The following is a 15914-nucleotide window of genomic DNA, read 5'->3' as shown; positions in this document are numbered from 1 at the left end:
CCGCACAGCAGGCCTGCATGAATTTCGGTTAAAGCAACTCCTTCACCAACTGATGCATCTGGGCAACATCACTCCCACCTATGACCCGAGAAAACAGATTGCCTTGTCGATCGATCACATAAGCCGCCGGCAAACCCATTACCCCAAAACTTCGAGCAACTGATCCCTGCTTATCCAACAGCACCTCGTACGTAAGCCCGAGATCTGCAATAAAGGCCTCCGCCGTCTCCCGACTCTGCTCAATATTAATGGCGAATACCTCAAGCCCCTGCGCATGGAATTGTCGATACAACTGTTCATGTTTAATCAACTCATCACGACACAACGCACACCAGTCAGCCCAGAAATCGATCACTACTACCTGCCCCTGATAAGTCGCAGAGGGATACTGAACCGACGAACCATCAAGTCGTTCCAATTGAATTGCGGGCACCGGTTTACCTTTGAGCAAGCGCGGTGGTGTCGAGTCACAACCCAGCAACAGAAACAACATAATGAGAACAGACAGGTACCGTAGATTACCTGGGTAGTTAAGCTTCACCACCACACCCCCTGCATCACCAAATTGGAACTCGCCACATAGGCTACGGATAACAGGTAGAACAGAATGAACATACCCAGTGACAGACGGACAAGCTGTTGACCACGCACCTTGACAGCCATTGACAAGCTTTCAATGTGCTGCCACGGCCCTACTACACCGACAGCCAGTGCTGCAGCCGTTGCCAAAAACAGTGGGATGTAAAGTAGATAACCGGCAAAACCATGACCCGATTTCAGAATACAAAATGGACAGTGATGTTGTGGATGCTCATAGATATAAGGCGATATCACTGAAATGATCGCGACCAACGCCAAACCAAATGCAACAATGGCAAGCAGACTAAAAAGGGTAGCCCCCTGGTTCTTTAGTAAATAGATAACACCCATAGCAATGACAGCGACACCAGAAACATAAAAGCCCCACATCGCGATGGCAGGCGATACAGCCGTCACTTCTGCAGCCACCCCTTCTGCATTGGCAGAAAAGAGTGAGCCGCAGCAGGAGGTAATCACATCAGGAGACAGCTGAAGAAAATATTGCAGCTGAAGATAGGCCTCAAGCATAACCACTGGCATGATTAGAATGAGTAAGAGGTATTTCAGACGGATCAGCGGATAATCATAACCCTGATTATCCAACGCATTCAGAGTCAGCCAGACAGCGCCCGTAAAGAAAAGCGTGATCTTCATAAACAGGGTTGGCCAACCCCAAGCATTGACATTAAGAACACCGGTGGCGCACATGGCACCAACAAACTGCCCCGACATAGATTCTGCGTTATAGATAAACAACAGCAAAGAAACCAGTTCCGCCGCAAAGGCCCAACTCATTAGCGTTGAGATCAGGTAAGTGCGACGCTCAAGAATCAATTGCTGTTCACTGCCGCTACTGATATCCCAATGCCTTAAAACCTGCACGGCAAACACCGTCGCCATGCCCAACATCAGCACAACAACAGCAGAAACCAGAATAAGGGCCATAATGGCTGGGTTAAGCAGCATGCTCCTCCCCCAGAAAAACTGAACCATCCAGTAGTTCAACGACGCTATCGACCACAGGTGAATCAAACACCACCGGGTCATGGCTGGTAATCAACACGGTTTTTCCCAGCTTTCTCAACTGACTCATCTGACCCATAAAGGCGTGTGAAAGCTTGGTGTCCAGGTTAGCGGTCGGTTCATCCGCGATCAGGATTTGCGGATTATTGATTAAGGCACGACAGATCGCTGCTCGCTGTGCTTCGCCACCAGAGAGCCACTGCACCTGGCTGTCCGCTTTATGATCCAATTCAAACCGAGCCAACAGCTCATGTGCCCGCATCATTAACGACTGATGATCAGGCGCCAGCGGATAGGCTGGTAATATCACATTCTCAATCACACTCAATCCCGCAATCAGATTGAACTGCTGAAAGATAAAACCAAAGGTATGGCGCCTAATATCGGTAAGAAAGCGTTCAGGCAGACCTGAGATCATCTGGTCACCAAGATGAATCCGGCCTGAAGAGGGTCGCGACAGACAGCCAATCATTGAGAGTAGCGTGCTCTTCCCAGAACCACTCGGTCCTTTCAGACAAGTCACCTTATTGGGCTCTATTGTGAGTGATACACCTCGAATAGCCGCATACTCGTTAGGACGTCCTTGATTAAATACTTTAGTGACATTATCAAGTGAAATACGGTTCATAGCGTGTTATCTCATCACCGCATCTGGATCAGTAATGGCAACCTGCCAGATGGGAATAATGGTTGCGACCACATAGGGAAACACCGTAAAAAAGAACAGCGTGGCAACCTGAAGACCATCGACAGAGGGGATCAACTGAAACTGGGGATACAACACGGCCCAGCCTTTCAATACCGGTTCAAAAAGACTCGCTGAGGCATAAAAAACATGCAGGTAAGCGAACAAGTAACCGATAAAGAATGACAATAGCGAGACGACGGCACCTTCCCAGAATTTCATATGCAGTACATCACTGGTTTCCCAACCAATTGATTTGAGGATGCCGATCTCCCGCTTCTCTTCTGCACTAAGACCAGAGGCTTTATCCCAGGCAAAAATAACAAAGGCCATAATGGCACCGGCCAACAGCACAAACAGAATACCCTGACGCCAGGAGAAAATTGCATCATAGGTACGTAACACTTCCTGCTTCAAAATGGGTCGTGTATCCGGCAGTCGTTGCACTAACTTTTCGGCGATCTTCGGTACTTCACGGGCATTGCTTACCGACAGAACGATATCGGTATAAACACCCTCTCCCACGCCAAACAGTGCACGGTAGGCCTTGCGGTTCAGCAACACGAGGTCTGCGCTGACAATCTCGGTCTCGTGATCAAGCAGTGATTTGATCTGAAAACTGTATGACTCGCCATCAAACGAGCGAAAAGTGATGTAATCCCCGGGAACGATTCCCCTTGCCCGGGCAATGGCGCTGCCAATAATGACTTCCGTCGCATCTAATGCCTGATCCTCTGCGACCATCAAGGTGTAATTCGCCTTGACGGAGGGGTCATACAGATAACCCCAAAGACGCCCCTTGCGTTCGGTGACACCCCTGATGCGTCCCATCTTCTCCAGATAGGTTTCCGGGATAAAATCATGCCGGCCCGCAACCATGCGTTGCAAAATGATTTCAGGCGAAGCCTGTAATAGCAGCCCCATCTCCTGTTTCAATGCATGGGTAAACAGCATCACCGATGCCAGCATGAAGACGATCAGGCTATACACCAACATCAAGCCGAAGTTCTTGCCCTTTCGACGCAGCATCGAAGAGAGAATGTAATCCACGAGATAGCGTTGCCGGCGGATAAAACTCATTTCCCGGCCTCATGCTGTGGTGGCATCAACAATGACCCACTTGGGAAATGCTCCATTGCCATGGGATGATCTTGGAAGGCCGAGTGAAGATCAGCTTGTGATAAATGCCGGGTGTAGCGTGCCTCGGTAAACAGCGCTGGGTCAGAAAGACCTAATTGACTGATCAGGCTACGTGTCCTGTCCATTCGGACTGTCGATTCTGCGACGCCTCGCGCCGTATCAACCAGGGACACCAGAAACAAGGTTGCCATGGTCAGCAACAGAATGAAAAAATGATCGGACTTGCGCATAATGGGGAAAATGACATCGTGGCCAACAGCTATTTAATGCTAATCTAGCCAGCAGCAGAAGCGCCCCGCATTGATAACTATCAATATGATAACTATATGTTTTTTCATCGCGTCAAATGCCTCATATTGCCACCAAAAACAGGGCAAATGACACATTTATTAGTACCGATGACGAATTCGACCCCCAATCAGACGAGCACGCTATGAAAGCGAGAGACAAGCGCCAAGGCCTCACTCTGGTCCATACCGGTGATGGCAAAGGGAAGTCATCCAGCGCCTTTGGCGTCGTGTTCCGGGCGGCCGGTTCCGGCTTCAATGTGCTGGTGATTCAATACATCAAGGGCAAGTGGAAGACCGGAGAGAGTCGTGCGGCAGAAAAGTTCGACAACATTGAATGGCACAGTTTGGGCGATGGCTTCACCTGGGATACACAAAACCCTGAGCAAGATCGAAAAACCAGCCGGGATATTTGGGAATTCAGTAAAGAGAAGATTCGCAGTGGAAATTATGATTTGGTAGTGCTCGACGAGATCAACTACTGCTGCGGGTATGACTGGATCAGTGGCGAAGAGATTGCTTCATTTATTCAAGATGAAAAACCGCACTGGATGCACCTCATCCTGACGGGTCGCAATGCAGCGCCTGAAGTCGTCACTATTGCAGACACGGTTACCGAAATGAAGATGATCAAGCACGCCTACTCACAAGGCATCAAGGCACAGCAGGGCGTAGAATTTTAAACCGCTACCCTTATTAGGGGGTCACGATCTGATCTGTGATTTTATAGATACTAGGCTTCACGCAGGCGTTGTTGGCGATTTTGTTCTTCAACCCAGGCCGCTTCTATTTCAAAAAGTACCGCATCAACATCAGCCGACGCCGTCGTCATCTGAAAATGGCCGGTCAGTTTGGTATCCGGATATAATTTTCCATTTTCATACAGCGCCCACATCTCTCTACCATAGTGACTGTCGAGCAACTCGGGAGCGAACTGGCCGTAATAACCCGTAATGGCGTCAACATCTCGCAGCAACATACGTTGGGCATGGTTATTGGCCGCTGCATTCACCACCTGAGGTAGATCGATGATCACCGGACCGCAATCATCCACCAGCACATTAAATTCCGATAGATCGCCATGCACCAAACCTGCGCAAAGCATGCGTGCTACATATTCAATGACCGTCGCATGACCGGCCCTCGCCTCTTCAGCCGTCATAGCAACATCATTCAGACGCGGAGCAACATGACCCTCGCTGTCCGTTATCAACTCCATGAGCAGCACACCATCGAAGCACCCATAGGGCTTTGGAACCCTCACGCCGGCTTTAGCCAGGCAATAGAGCGCATCCACTTCTGCAGTCTGCCAGGCTTGCTCCTGTTGCTCTCTGCCAAACCGGGAGCCTTTTTCCATCGCCCTGGCACGCCGGCTATTTCGCACCTTTCGGCCCTCCTGATATTGCGTGGCCTGCTTGAAACTGCGCTTCTCCGCTTCCTTATAAACCTTGGCACAGCGTATCTCATCGCCGCATCGCACAACGTAGACCGCAGCCTCTTTACCGCTCATCAGCGGGCGAAGCACTTCATCGATCAAGCCATCCTCGATCAAAGGTTGAATTCGTTTTGGAGTTTTCATCGCGCTCTTATACCTTGATTACGCAGCTGATGGAATACGCAGGTTAAAAATCCTCCCGCCACTATAATCAGCCCATGATCCCGATAAGTGGTCATGGCATACGAACAACCTAGCGCGCTATCAGTTGACACATCAGGAGAGATTATCTCACGCCGTAACCTAGGGCATCTTTCAGTGGGTGTCTGCCTCTGACAAAGAGGCCATTGCCGCGGGCAATCACCTTATTTTGGGCATTATAGGCGATAGATTCTGCGATAAATTGCGTTTTACTCTGGTTTACCACCCGTCCCTCGGACCGCATGGTACCGGTTGCTACCGGACGAACTAGGTAAGTCGTGAAGGACGCGGTCAAAACAAAAAATTCAGTCTCCAATGAACTGGCCGCAAAAAAGGCCGCGTCATCCAACATCTTGAAATAGACGGAACCATGCACCGCCCCGGCGGAGTGATAGTAGGCCTCCTGCAGTTGAATCCTGATCGCTGCACGCCCTTCTGTAACCGCTATCGTAGGCTGGTAGAGTTGATTAATCGGCGCTGCCAGATACATATTCTGCAGCGATTGATAATGTTGTGACTTAGCTATTGTCATCACACTTCTCCAGATAGTAAACCGATGTTTCTGTATAGCTGAATCAACGGCATAGTGAGTATTTTATTGGATACAATCGTAGCAAATTGTCATGATTTTCTACCCATTAATAGGGTGAGAGAAGTGTCTATTGACAGCAACATGGATCGCCCTAAAAATGGCGTTACACTCAACTGGGAGCATAGGCAATGAATTCATGGACAGACGCTGGTGAATATTTTCACGATATGCTACCTCGGCTCTTCTGCGCACTCTTCTGCTTATTACTGTTCGCCCCGATGACAACGGCACTGGCCAAACCTCCGAATGCAACACTGATCATCAAGCGGGATATCACCTGTCAGCATCAAAGCGGCCCTGATCGGATGCTGAGCACTGACACCGCCCAAATCACGCTTCCCGAGCAAGATGGGAACTTCACCTCCAGTGGCAATTACACCATGAAGGGGAGCGCTTCGCCGGCACCTGGGATGAATGGCTACCAACTCGCCGGAGCCGCCATTTACAAAGGAGCCGTAAAGGATGAGGTACTTATTCTGAATTTTGGACAGTGGCATTACCAGGGGCAAGCACTTAACAACAGCAGTGCGGCAATGCCCTCAGCCACTAAACCCGTGCGCCTTACGCTGGAACCGAATTCCAGTGTAACCGTAAAATTCAGTGAAACCACACACGCCATTCCTTGCTCCGGCAAAGTGGTCTATAAGCTCGATTTTAAACCAGAAACACAAGTATGGGATATCACACTAAATGGCCACAGAAAGCTCACCTACCACTCTTCCGTATTTGTGAAGCAACAAGGAAGCAAACAGCTCAACACTTTGAATTACGATCTCGGGGCTGACTTCGACTACAAACTGTCAGCGCGCGTCGTATTAACCAAGAAAAAGAAGCAGTGGGTTTATACGTCGGGCACTATAAACAGGTCGACGGTAGATTATGACTATTTCCAGAACCCAATGCTTTACAAGGTGAATAACATATTCTGCCAGTATTGCGACAAGATTGAACAACTCAAGGGACAGGCACTTGACGGAGATATACTGGATGACATCTTGATCTTATTCTGGCCTACCATCGAACCGGTAGTCATCATTGATTCGCAACTGAATCCCGATATCAAGTGTGCGCCAGGTGAGGCCTATGACACCTGTGTACGGCAACATCAGAAGGCCAGTACGCGCCTGGAAATCAGTGATTCAGATTTCTTGCAACGCACTTGGGGGCATCACCTGCCTTTGAGAAATGGTTCATATGACCCGGCAAAAGATGACGGAATGGACCCGAAAATAAAAAAGATAAAAGGGGCCAGCACACTGTTGCTAAAATACCGCTATGACCTTCATCGGGTGGAGTAATAACCAGTACCCATGCTTAATCACCCTAACAGATAACAGCACACTTTTTCTGTCCCATTCAATCTACAAGACTGTGGGCATCAGGCCGGGGATAGCCGATACTCGCAGCTGATAGCACCTGCATGAATGCATTGGGTCTTTTCCACATGATGCGTAGGCAAGGTCGGAACGCTATCCATCAGACCTTGAATTGTACCCGCCAGGAATTGGCAAGACTCTGTTTTTTGCCCGGCATGCTTCATATTCTTGGTAAATCCACTAACCTTCACTCCCTCGGCATATTGTGATATTTGCACAAGAGGCGCCAAACCGGGAATAATCAGTAGCTCGATAGCGGAACGTAAATCGAACACCTCTTTCTTCACCTTCAGATTTTTGTATAAGTATCCTCCGAACCCCTGCCCAAGCTCCAACATTCGCTGGGGACGCTCTGACTCAGGTATCGAGCTATCAATCTCAAGCAATCGCCCTGAGATATTTGGGTAGCGACTGAGCAGGGAAAATATCAGCATACGATCACGCATGTCTGCATCTCCCGCCTCAGAGTTTTTGTCTTTGTAACGGGTATCCGGTAGTTCTGGTTTTGCGTCGGTACTCACTTGCGCTGGTATGTCAGCGCCAGCCTCTTCGGCACCACTTAATAGCTTTGCGACGCCATTAAGTGCCTCAAGGGGAGTGCGAAGTTGCTCATCACTCAGCTGCGGTCCTTCCACTTCGAGGATAAGATTCCGACCACCCTCTGGGCGTGCTTCAAAACTCTGTTCAACAATACTTATACCCAGTTTTCGTAAACCGCTCATAACCCGGGCAATAGCACCCGCTACATCTTCCAGCTGTAGAATAATTTGATAACTCATTGATTGGCATTGTGGCTCTCTTTAAGGCCACACCTCCATTGTCGTGTTTATTATCAGCAAGGCTACAAGAACAACCTACGACACCGTAGCCACCAAACTTGTGAATACCCAACCGCAGATATCCACTATAAAGTCGCGAAGATAAGACCATGCGCACAAATCTTCGGCTCACTTATTCAGTTTTTTTGTGTAATCACAAAAGCAAAGGTAGAATCCGACCACAAACATGAAACTTCCAACCAGGAAGTCCACAAATAATAAAAATGCCAGAGGATGGATATGGAAGCATTCGGCTTGGCCCAATACATCTATGCTTTCATAGTTCTTGCTGTGGCATACTTTGTTCGCGGCATTGCGGGTTTCGGATCCGGACTTATCGCTATTCCTCTGCTCTTGATATGGTTCCCCCTACTCGTTGCAGTTCCTCTGGTAGTTGCATTGGATTATCTCGCCTCCGCCAGCCAGGGCATCAAGGACAAAAAGGCCATACAGTGGCATGAAATTTGGCCCCTGTTACCTTTTGCACTTATTGGAATGGCGGCAGCCATCTTCCTGCTAAAAACAATCGATGCTCAACTTCTATTAAAAGCTGTAGCGGTATTTATTATTCTTTATGCCCTATACAGTCTGATAGGGAAAAATCCGCAATCTGTACATAGCCGCTGGTGGGCAATACCTGCCGGAAGCCTCGGTGGACTCATAGGCACCACGTTTGGAACGGGTGGACCTTTTTATGTCGTCTATCTGCAAATGCGCAAACTTGACAAAACTCAATTTCGCGCGACCTTTGCAACACTTTTCCTACTCGACGGCGCAAACAGACTTGCTGTCTATCTGTTTTCAGGAATTTTGACAACGCAATTCCTCAAAATGTTAGCTATGGGACTACCCGTAATGATGATCGGAATCTACCTGGGCGGCAGGGCACATACATCCATCAGCCAAGACCATTTTCGCCACGGCATTGGCATACTGCTAATCTGTAGCGGCATAGCCCTGTTAATCCGATAATCTTTACTTCTCTTTGTCCCCTCTCCAATCCACCCGCAAAAGTCTAAGCACCAAAAAAGGTAAGCTCAACAATACGATAGCGGTCAATAACTCTAAAGGAGCCACATCAGTAAGGCTCTGCTCGGGGCCATAACGTTCATTCAGCAGAAGGACATACCAAATCAATGGAGAACAAAGACCCAAAATGAATAAAACCGTCGTTACCCTTTCCCGCGGAATGTGCGGTTTCCGCGGGTCAGATACAGGAACATTTGTGATTGGTCGAACCATCTTCTCGTCTTGCTGTATAACCCGATTTCAAGGTTAACGGCCGTTGAGTGGCTGACTTTAGGGTACTCCCGATACAGAATGGTGTAGTTCGTTTGATTTCTGCTCGGCTTATAAACCTGGAAGCGGACTATTACCTTCAGCTAGCATTTGGATTTAACACTAAAAAATAGTTATCCATTGACTAATCCATAGGTATGACGAGCTTAGCACATGTACCACCGCCAGCACGTTCCAACAACTGTACTGTCCAACCATTTGTATTCGCCAGCTGCCGAACAATAGCTAATCCAAGGCCGCTTCCTCCCGTCTTACTATTACGGGATTTTTCAAGCCTGAAAAACGGTTGAAACACGGCTTCTCGCTCGGCCTCTGGAATGCCCGACCCTCGATCCTGAACCTGAATCGTAAGGGATTTTTTGTCACAGCCACATTCGATGCTTATGGGTTTTCCATCGCCATAGCGGAGTGCGTTTTCCAGAAGGTTGGATATGATCCTCTGGAGTGCCAACGAATTTAGCGTAAATACGCAGGACATCTCGTTTTGCCAGTTTATCACCTGGTCTCCCTGCTTTGCCGCCTCTACAATTGGATCAAGTATGCTGGCAATCTCTACCGGTTCTTTTTCTTGTTGATCCAATTCCAGATTAACCTCAAGCGCTTGCCCGATCAGTCGATTGACGGATTCAAGATCACGACGTATACCACTCATCAAATGTTGATCACCGCCCTCATTGGGCAACATTTCGAGGGCGAGTTGAATCTGTGTAAGCGGCGTACGCAGATCATGGGAAATACCTGCCAGCAAAACTGTACGATTCGCAAGTAACTCTCGCACCTGAATACTCATGCGATTAAACTCGCGCGCAAGTACCTCCAGCTCTTTGGGGCCCTCTTCTGGAACAGGGTCCGGCCACTGTCCTTTACCTACCAACTGTGCGGCATGATACAGACGCTCTATGGTGACTGTCAGACGCCTAGTCAATAAAGCTGCTGTGATAACAGTAAGAATAAAACCCGTTATAAGGAGAACAAAGAACGCAACCGATGGTTTGACCCCGATGCGCGAACGCGGAAAACCAAAGCGCAGTGTACCTGTAGAAACAGGGATATCTACCCAAAACCACTCCTCACCATTGATATCTGTGCTGGTTTTGATGGCGCTCTCATGTCCCAGTTGTTTCCTGAGTGAGTTTTTAAAAAAATTGAGGTATGGGAGCAGGCTTGTTGTGTCAGGCAGCAGCTTATCACTACTGGTTAAGACCAAATGATGTTTCTTGTGCATCTGTTCTTCGAACGCCTCACGCCTGGATAGGGGGAGTGATTCCCACGTTTCTGCAGCATGCGTAACAATACTGGCCAAATCATCGGTAGCGCGCTGTCCAAGCGGAACAACCATGTAGAAGGCCAGGGTTGAAAGGACAATGACCATAAACCCAATCGACACGATGCCGATGATTGATAGGATTCGCCAAAAGTAGCTTTGAGACTGAAAGGCACGCATAGCCAATCTACTATTCGTCTTGTGAGAACATATAACCGGCACCCCAAACGGTACGCAAGTAAACAGGCTCAGAGGGATCACTTTCAATTTTCTTACGTAAACGTCCTACGCAGACATCAATACTTCTATCCATTGGGGAATGGTCATAACCCTTGGTCAGTTCCAATAGCGTATCCCGATTCAATACACGATCCTGGTGTTTAAGAAAAATCAGCAGCAATGTGAACTCACCTGTGGTGAGCGGGATGTTGTTGTTGCCTTTACGGAGCTTGTGTTTTTGAACATCCAGACTAAACGGGCCAAAAGAAATGACGGCACTTTCATCGGTAACAACTGGTTGTTTACAACGGCGTAGTACGGAACGAACTCTTGCCAATAACTCTCGAGGGTTGAAAGGCTTGGTAAGATAGTCGTCAGCCCCCATTTCAAGCCCAACGATCCGATCAAGCTCTTCACCACGGGCGGAAAGTATAATGATAGGCAGATTTTTCTGTTGGCGTAATCGGCGACCGATAGAGAGCCCGTCTTCCCCTGGAAGCATGAGATCAAGAATCACAAGGTCGACTGCATTGTTCGCGAGATACTGATCTAAGGCCGCACCATCTTCGACAGCCTCGACTTCATAACCTTCTTTTGAAAGATAGCTCTTCAGAAGAAACCTGAGTTCGGGCTCATCATCCACCACCAACAGTCGCTGCTTATGCGTATTCAATCGATTTTCCCACCTTTTATTGCCTTGACACAATTCTGAAACATTTTCGTTTCATCTCGTTACATCTACGCCATCACCCCGTTAAACATTGGGTTTATTGTATAGGCTGATGAAACTACCACAAACAGACATAGGAATAATATAGATGTCATATCCGCGTCATAATAACAACGAATCCTCCTCATCTAACCACTGGCTTCGTAAAGTTCGCCTCACCTCTTTCGCCACCTGCTTAATTATTGGAAGTGCATTCCTATCTTCCAATGTCACTGCAGCCGAGCCTGGAATGGAAGAGTTAAAAAAGGTTCTGGAAGGTCAGATTGCACTGATGAAACCTGAGCTCCAGGAGAAGGTAAAAGGCTTATCTATGGATACAAAAATGTCATTAATGGCCATTTTAGCGATGCATAGTCGGTACAGCGAAAGAGCCACCATGCGGCAAGTGATGACTGAAGTGTTATCTGATTTTCAGAGCGTTCTTGCAGGGGTGATGACCGACAACCCTGAGCAGACCGCAGATAGCGCGCGTCGCTTGGCCAATCATCGCATACCTGTTGGTGGACTCCTCCCTTATTTGGGCATTGAAAACATTACCGATGAACGTCTGGCTATCCTCAATGGATTCAATGACAGCGTCGAAGGTAACGCCTTGAAGCTGGCTGCGGCAGCAGAAGCAGGTGATATGACTACGGCCGCATCACTTGTCGGACCTATCGCCTCTGGCTGTGTAGCCTGTCATGGCGTATTCCGTGGTCAACCCGGTTTGTCTAACCTGCTGCGCTAGTCAATGACAATCAAGGGGCATTGCGCCCGTTTACTATAAAAATAATGGCGCATTGAGAACATCCTACCAAGAGGGGGAAATTATGAAGTATTGCACAACACTGATATCAGCCAGTATAGCGTTAGCCTGCATCCTACCCGTGCAAGCACTTGCTGCTGGCGAGGATTCAGAAGGCCGGGCTACATTTGAACAGCGCGCCGCCTTGTCAAAAAGGTTGAAAGAACTGCGTCAGTTAAGAAAGCAACTGCCTATCCCAGTACCTTCAGGACTCTTTGGCATTTATGCATTTCCTGAAAAAGGTCAGGGAGTGGCCGGTATTAACGTTCAACACCATGAGTTTGAAGGGCTGATACAGGGTTCAGACTCTGTGACTGCAGAATCGGTTGTGACTTCGGCACCCAATCGGTTTTTCGGCAACGTAGGTCAACCACCGACATTGCGCGTAGTACCGAAAAGTGCAAAGGCCGACGTGATATTTCCATTTGCAAACTTTGCGCTCAATGATCAATTTGCCCTGGTCGCATTGGCCCCCTTGATCCGGAAAAAGACTGAGTTGGAAACCTTCGCTGGCGGGGCAGGAACCACCAGCTTGGGAACAAATACGGTCACGGCAGAAGGTTTAGGGGATATCAAATTTGGTGCTCTATACAAAGCCTATAACAGCGCTGACTTCAAACATAACGTGATCTTTGATGCCGTCTTAAGTGCACCCACCGGAAGTATTACAAAAGAGGATTACAATCTCACGCCCGCCAACACCCTGGTCAAAACTCGCTTGGCCTATGGCATGCAGCTTGGATCGGGCACTTGGGATGCCCTGCTTGGTGCCGTTTACTGGGGCAAAGAAAAACAGTGGGGTTGGGGCGCACAGTACCTCGCGACTATACCCCTTGAGAGTGAAAACAGTGAAGGCTGGCGCAATGGAAACAAACATGAGGGAACGGCTTGGGTCTCTTATAGCTGGAACCCGGACTGGGTGAGTTCAGTCCGTTTGCGTGGTGAAACACAAGATGAAATTCACGGAATCGACCCACAAATCTACGGACCTGGGCTGGGTGCAAATCCAGATAATTATGGCGGAGAGCGAGTTGAAATTGGAATTGGTGTCAACTGGATGCCCGCTCCTGCCAATAACCTCAGTTTAGAACTGCTCATGCCGGTCTATCAAAATCGGAATGGTGTCCAGGCCGAACACGGATACAGTCTGGCATTAAGCTGGCGTACCGGTTTCTTCTAAGCGCAATCTTTTTTACGCACTGAAAAATCAACAAACCCGGACTTGTTCCGGGTTTGTTTTGACCCAATAATCCTGGTGAGGGGATGCCGTGCTTGTCTGCTTCATGGATAGGTTACAATACCGAGCCGCTGAAAAAGATCGACAAGCCCCTGCACCAGTTGAAACGTATTCTCGTCCGCATCATTCCCCGCGATAGACTGAAGACTTCCACTATCCTGCACCTGATCAAACAGGGCGACAATCTGTTTTAAAGTGTGCTCACCGTCAAGGTATGTGAGTAGGCGGCGAGCAGCCTCATCAATCTCAAGATCGCCATGCGTCGCAGTCGTAACAAATCCCGCACCGGAGGCGCTCTGCGCACGTGCCAGCGCCGTTGCGCGTGGCTTATCACCTCGTATATTGTGGCACTCTATTTGTTGAGGAGAAGCCTCAATGGCACGATGTGAAAAGAGGCTAAACAACTCCATCAAACAGGACTCATAGTCTTCGGCATAGTCCTCAAAACCATGACTTACCAACTTCTGATGAGCCTTTGGAAAGAGTGTACCTAGAGATAGAAATGCTGGCTGGGCGGCAATCATCTCCAACACCATCATCTTGGTCAGTGGATGACTGATCTGTACCGGTGTGCCGTCGGGTTGGTTCAGAGTAAGCGATGCTTCCGCGCTAATGGTAATCTTCTCCGGCGGAATCAGATTTGTGGAGAAGGCAAACTCTGAAAAGGCATCCAAGGAGAGCGCTTCAGTCGCGGGCTCATCGTCTCGGCAAAGAAGACTACGCCGCATGTTGCGATTGGATACAAAATCAAGCCACTGCTCAAGCGCCATATCATCCCCAATGCTCTCAAGCTCCCGCTCAACAGCTTCGCCATAGGTCGCAGGGAAGAGTGTGGCAAGCTCCGTATCACACAAGTAACGAAGGCCGTGGCATCTTGTATCATTGAGGAAATCAGTAAACAGGAAAGGGGTATTCTCCTCGGCCAGATGCTCATAAAGCAGATAACTGGGATCGGCACTTTGGGCAATACGAATCTCTTCCCGCATGTACTTGGCGCTCAGTGCCTCCAGCCCACCCAAGGCACGGTCCAGACGCCCGAGTTCCTCTCCCGCTTTTTTCAGTTTATCCGGATCGGATTTTTCGTCGCGGCAGGCATAAAGCAGGAAATCGCGTAGGGTACCCCGCATATGCCATCCGGGCAAGGTATTGAAGCTGATATAAACTAGTCCGCCTGGACGTAACAGCAAACGAGATAGTTTGAGAAGATGCTCCCTCACCGGTTCCGGTACCCATGAGTAAACACCATGAGCGATAATGTAATCAAACGCCCCAAGCGCATTATCCAGATCCAGGATATTCCCCTGGTGCAACTCAATATTCGTCAGACCAAGATTATTGATGAGTTGCTGCCCCACCTCTACCTGACTTGCAGAGAGATCGATACCGACGCACTCGGCATCCGGATAGTGGAAGGCCATAGGGATAATGTTACCGCCCGTTGCACAACCGAGCTCCAACACCCGACAACGTTCCACATCGGCCGTGCCGAGACCAAAGAGTCGACCAAGGACAGCCAAATGTCTCGGATGGGTTTCTGGAATGGGGAGGCTTTTGTAATGAAACTGGTTATACGATTTCATAATCTACTTTACAAACAGAGATCATAGGAACCTTCGAAAAAAGATCGTACAGAGCGCTAGTCTAGCTCGCTTTAAAAAACAGGATTATGATTTATGTGATTCTAGTAAAGATTGCCCAAGTTTGACCTCATAGGTTTTCCTCTCTTGTTAATCAGAAAATAGTTGCGTCCCTTTTTTTGGATCAGTTGTCGCGCGATGATTGGCCAAGAGCGCAAGTGACTCAGAAATTGGCTAAGAGATTAGAGTATAGGCTTGGCGTTTGTTATAACACTACGCTGCCGTTAGCTCCGCTCGTCCTCCAGGACAAGAAATCAACCAAGGCGGAATCAATTTCGAGGCCATCAATTGAGTCTGACTGACTCCTGTTCGACTTAAGCGGAAATAAAAAACCCGTCATGCGGACGGGCTTCTTAGTTATTTCATACTGAGTTAGCTATTAAGCTTTACGTTTTCTTGTATAGCCGATAGCTAACAAACCTAGGCCTAAAAGTGCCAGAGGTGCTGGAACGGGAATTTCACCATTAGAAGTGTTGATTTGCATTTAAAGGGGATGCGGACAAAATCTTGGACTACTTTGGAGGTAGTCCATGTACTCATACGAAGAACGCCTTCGGGCGGTGAAGCTGTATTTGACGCTTGGAAAGCGTTGCAAGGCGACGATTCAG

At 48.6% G+C, this 15914-nt stretch carries 17 protein-coding genes; 5 read left to right on the top strand and 12 right to left on the bottom strand.

The features are described 5' to 3' along the window. Positions 1 to 28: 28 nt before the first annotated feature. The 5 genes from FHP88_RS17985 to FHP88_RS17965 are packed head-to-tail and all read right to left on the bottom strand — an operon-like array spanning position 29 to position 3657. On the bottom strand, positions 29 to 541 hold the full coding sequence (locus tag FHP88_RS17985) for a TlpA family protein disulfide reductase (protein WP_144360480.1): 513 nt from the start codon (positions 539 to 541) through the stop codon (positions 29 to 31). Then, complete coding sequence (locus FHP88_RS17980) at positions 538 to 1545, bottom strand: hypothetical protein (RefSeq protein ID WP_186297793.1); 1008 nt, start codon at positions 1543 to 1545, stop codon at positions 538 to 540. Before FHP88_RS17980 ends, FHP88_RS17985 begins: the two co-directional genes overlap by 4 nt. Further along, positions 1535 to 2230 (bottom strand): ABC transporter ATP-binding protein, encoded by a 696-nt coding sequence (locus FHP88_RS17975; protein ID WP_144360479.1) that lies wholly within the window; start codon positions 2228 to 2230, stop codon positions 1535 to 1537. Before FHP88_RS17975 ends, FHP88_RS17980 begins: the two co-directional genes overlap by 11 nt. Before the next feature lie 6 nt (positions 2231 to 2236). Beyond that, on the bottom strand, positions 2237 to 3367 hold the full coding sequence (locus tag FHP88_RS17970; protein ID WP_144360478.1) for an ABC transporter permease: 1131 nt from the start codon (positions 3365 to 3367) through the stop codon (positions 2237 to 2239). After that, the gene (locus FHP88_RS17965; RefSeq protein WP_144360477.1) at positions 3364 to 3657 is read right to left on the bottom strand and encodes a hypothetical protein; all 294 of its coding nucleotides are present in this window, start codon (positions 3655 to 3657) and stop codon (positions 3364 to 3366) included. The genes FHP88_RS17970 and FHP88_RS17965 overlap by 4 nt, the downstream gene beginning before the upstream one ends. A gap of 116 nt (positions 3658 to 3773) precedes the next feature. Between FHP88_RS17965 and cobO the strand changes: the two genes are divergently transcribed. Beyond that, positions 3774 to 4397, top strand: coding sequence for a cob(I)yrinic acid a,c-diamide adenosyltransferase (gene cobO, locus FHP88_RS17960; RefSeq protein ID WP_335341591.1), 624 nt, complete (start codon positions 3774 to 3776; stop codon positions 4395 to 4397). A 50-nt stretch (positions 4398 to 4447) separates the two neighbouring features. Here the strand turns inward: cobO and FHP88_RS17955 are convergent, their stop codons facing one another. Next, complete coding sequence (locus tag FHP88_RS17955; RefSeq protein WP_144360475.1) at positions 4448 to 5293, bottom strand: PA4780 family RIO1-like protein kinase; 846 nt, start codon at positions 5291 to 5293, stop codon at positions 4448 to 4450. Positions 5294 to 5435: 142 nt separating this feature from the next. Then, positions 5436 to 5882 carry a PaaI family thioesterase gene (locus FHP88_RS17950; protein WP_186297792.1) on the bottom strand — a complete coding sequence of 149 codons (447 nt, stop codon included), beginning with the start codon at positions 5880 to 5882 and terminating at the stop codon, positions 5436 to 5438. Between the two features lie 188 nt (positions 5883 to 6070). Here FHP88_RS17950 and FHP88_RS17945 point away from each other — a divergent pair, with 188 nt between their 5' ends. Continuing rightward, positions 6071 to 7240 (top strand): hypothetical protein, encoded by a 1170-nt coding sequence (locus tag FHP88_RS17945; protein WP_144360474.1) that lies wholly within the window; start codon positions 6071 to 6073, stop codon positions 7238 to 7240. 80 nt (positions 7241 to 7320) lie between these two features. On the opposite strand, the gene FHP88_RS17940 is transcribed toward FHP88_RS17945, so the two are convergent. Next, the gene (locus FHP88_RS17940; protein ID WP_144360473.1) at positions 7321 to 8097 is read right to left on the bottom strand and encodes a hypothetical protein; all 777 of its coding nucleotides are present in this window, start codon (positions 8095 to 8097) and stop codon (positions 7321 to 7323) included. Positions 8098 to 8376: 279 nt separating this feature from the next. On the opposite strand from FHP88_RS17940, the gene FHP88_RS17935 reads away from it, so the two are divergent. After that, complete coding sequence (locus FHP88_RS17935) at positions 8377 to 9108, top strand: sulfite exporter TauE/SafE family protein (protein WP_186297791.1); 732 nt, start codon at positions 8377 to 8379, stop codon at positions 9106 to 9108. A 451-nt stretch (positions 9109 to 9559) separates the two neighbouring features. Here the strand turns inward: FHP88_RS17935 and FHP88_RS17930 are convergent, their stop codons facing one another. Both FHP88_RS17930 and FHP88_RS17925 read right to left on the bottom strand, forming a co-directional pair. Continuing rightward, positions 9560 to 10879, bottom strand: coding sequence for an ATP-binding protein (locus tag FHP88_RS17930; protein WP_260843361.1), 1320 nt, complete (start codon positions 10877 to 10879; stop codon positions 9560 to 9562). A gap of 10 nt (positions 10880 to 10889) precedes the next feature. Beyond that, positions 10890 to 11591: a response regulator gene (locus FHP88_RS17925; protein WP_144360471.1), complete on the bottom strand. Its 702-nt coding sequence runs from the start codon at positions 11589 to 11591 to the stop codon at positions 10890 to 10892. A 145-nt stretch (positions 11592 to 11736) separates the two neighbouring features. Between FHP88_RS17925 and FHP88_RS17920 the strand changes: the two genes are divergently transcribed. Then, positions 11737 to 12375 carry a hypothetical protein gene (locus FHP88_RS17920; protein WP_260843360.1) on the top strand — a complete coding sequence of 213 codons (639 nt, stop codon included), beginning with the start codon at positions 11737 to 11739 and terminating at the stop codon, positions 12373 to 12375. Between the two features lie 82 nt (positions 12376 to 12457). Further along, a complete protein-coding gene (locus tag FHP88_RS17915; RefSeq protein WP_144360470.1) occupies positions 12458 to 13612 on the top strand; it encodes a hypothetical protein in 1155 nt (384 codons plus the stop codon). Between the two features lie 101 nt (positions 13613 to 13713). Here the strand turns inward: FHP88_RS17915 and FHP88_RS17910 are convergent, their stop codons facing one another. Next, complete coding sequence (locus FHP88_RS17910; RefSeq protein ID WP_144360469.1) at positions 13714 to 15249, bottom strand: methyltransferase regulatory domain-containing protein; 1536 nt, start codon at positions 15247 to 15249, stop codon at positions 13714 to 13716. 436 nt (positions 15250 to 15685) lie between these two features. Continuing rightward, positions 15686 to 15790: a PEP-CTERM sorting domain-containing protein gene (locus FHP88_RS19590; RefSeq protein WP_144360468.1), complete on the bottom strand. Its 105-nt coding sequence runs from the start codon at positions 15788 to 15790 to the stop codon at positions 15686 to 15688. Between the last annotated feature and the right edge of the window lie 124 nt (positions 15791 to 15914).

It is taken from the genome of Sedimenticola selenatireducens, from assembly GCF_007625115.1.
Lineage (GTDB): Bacteria > Pseudomonadota > Gammaproteobacteria > Chromatiales > Chromatiaceae > Sedimenticola > Sedimenticola selenatireducens_A.
The sequence above is the reverse complement of the archived record's forward strand: the minus strand, read 5'-3'. Positions and strand labels throughout refer to the sequence as shown.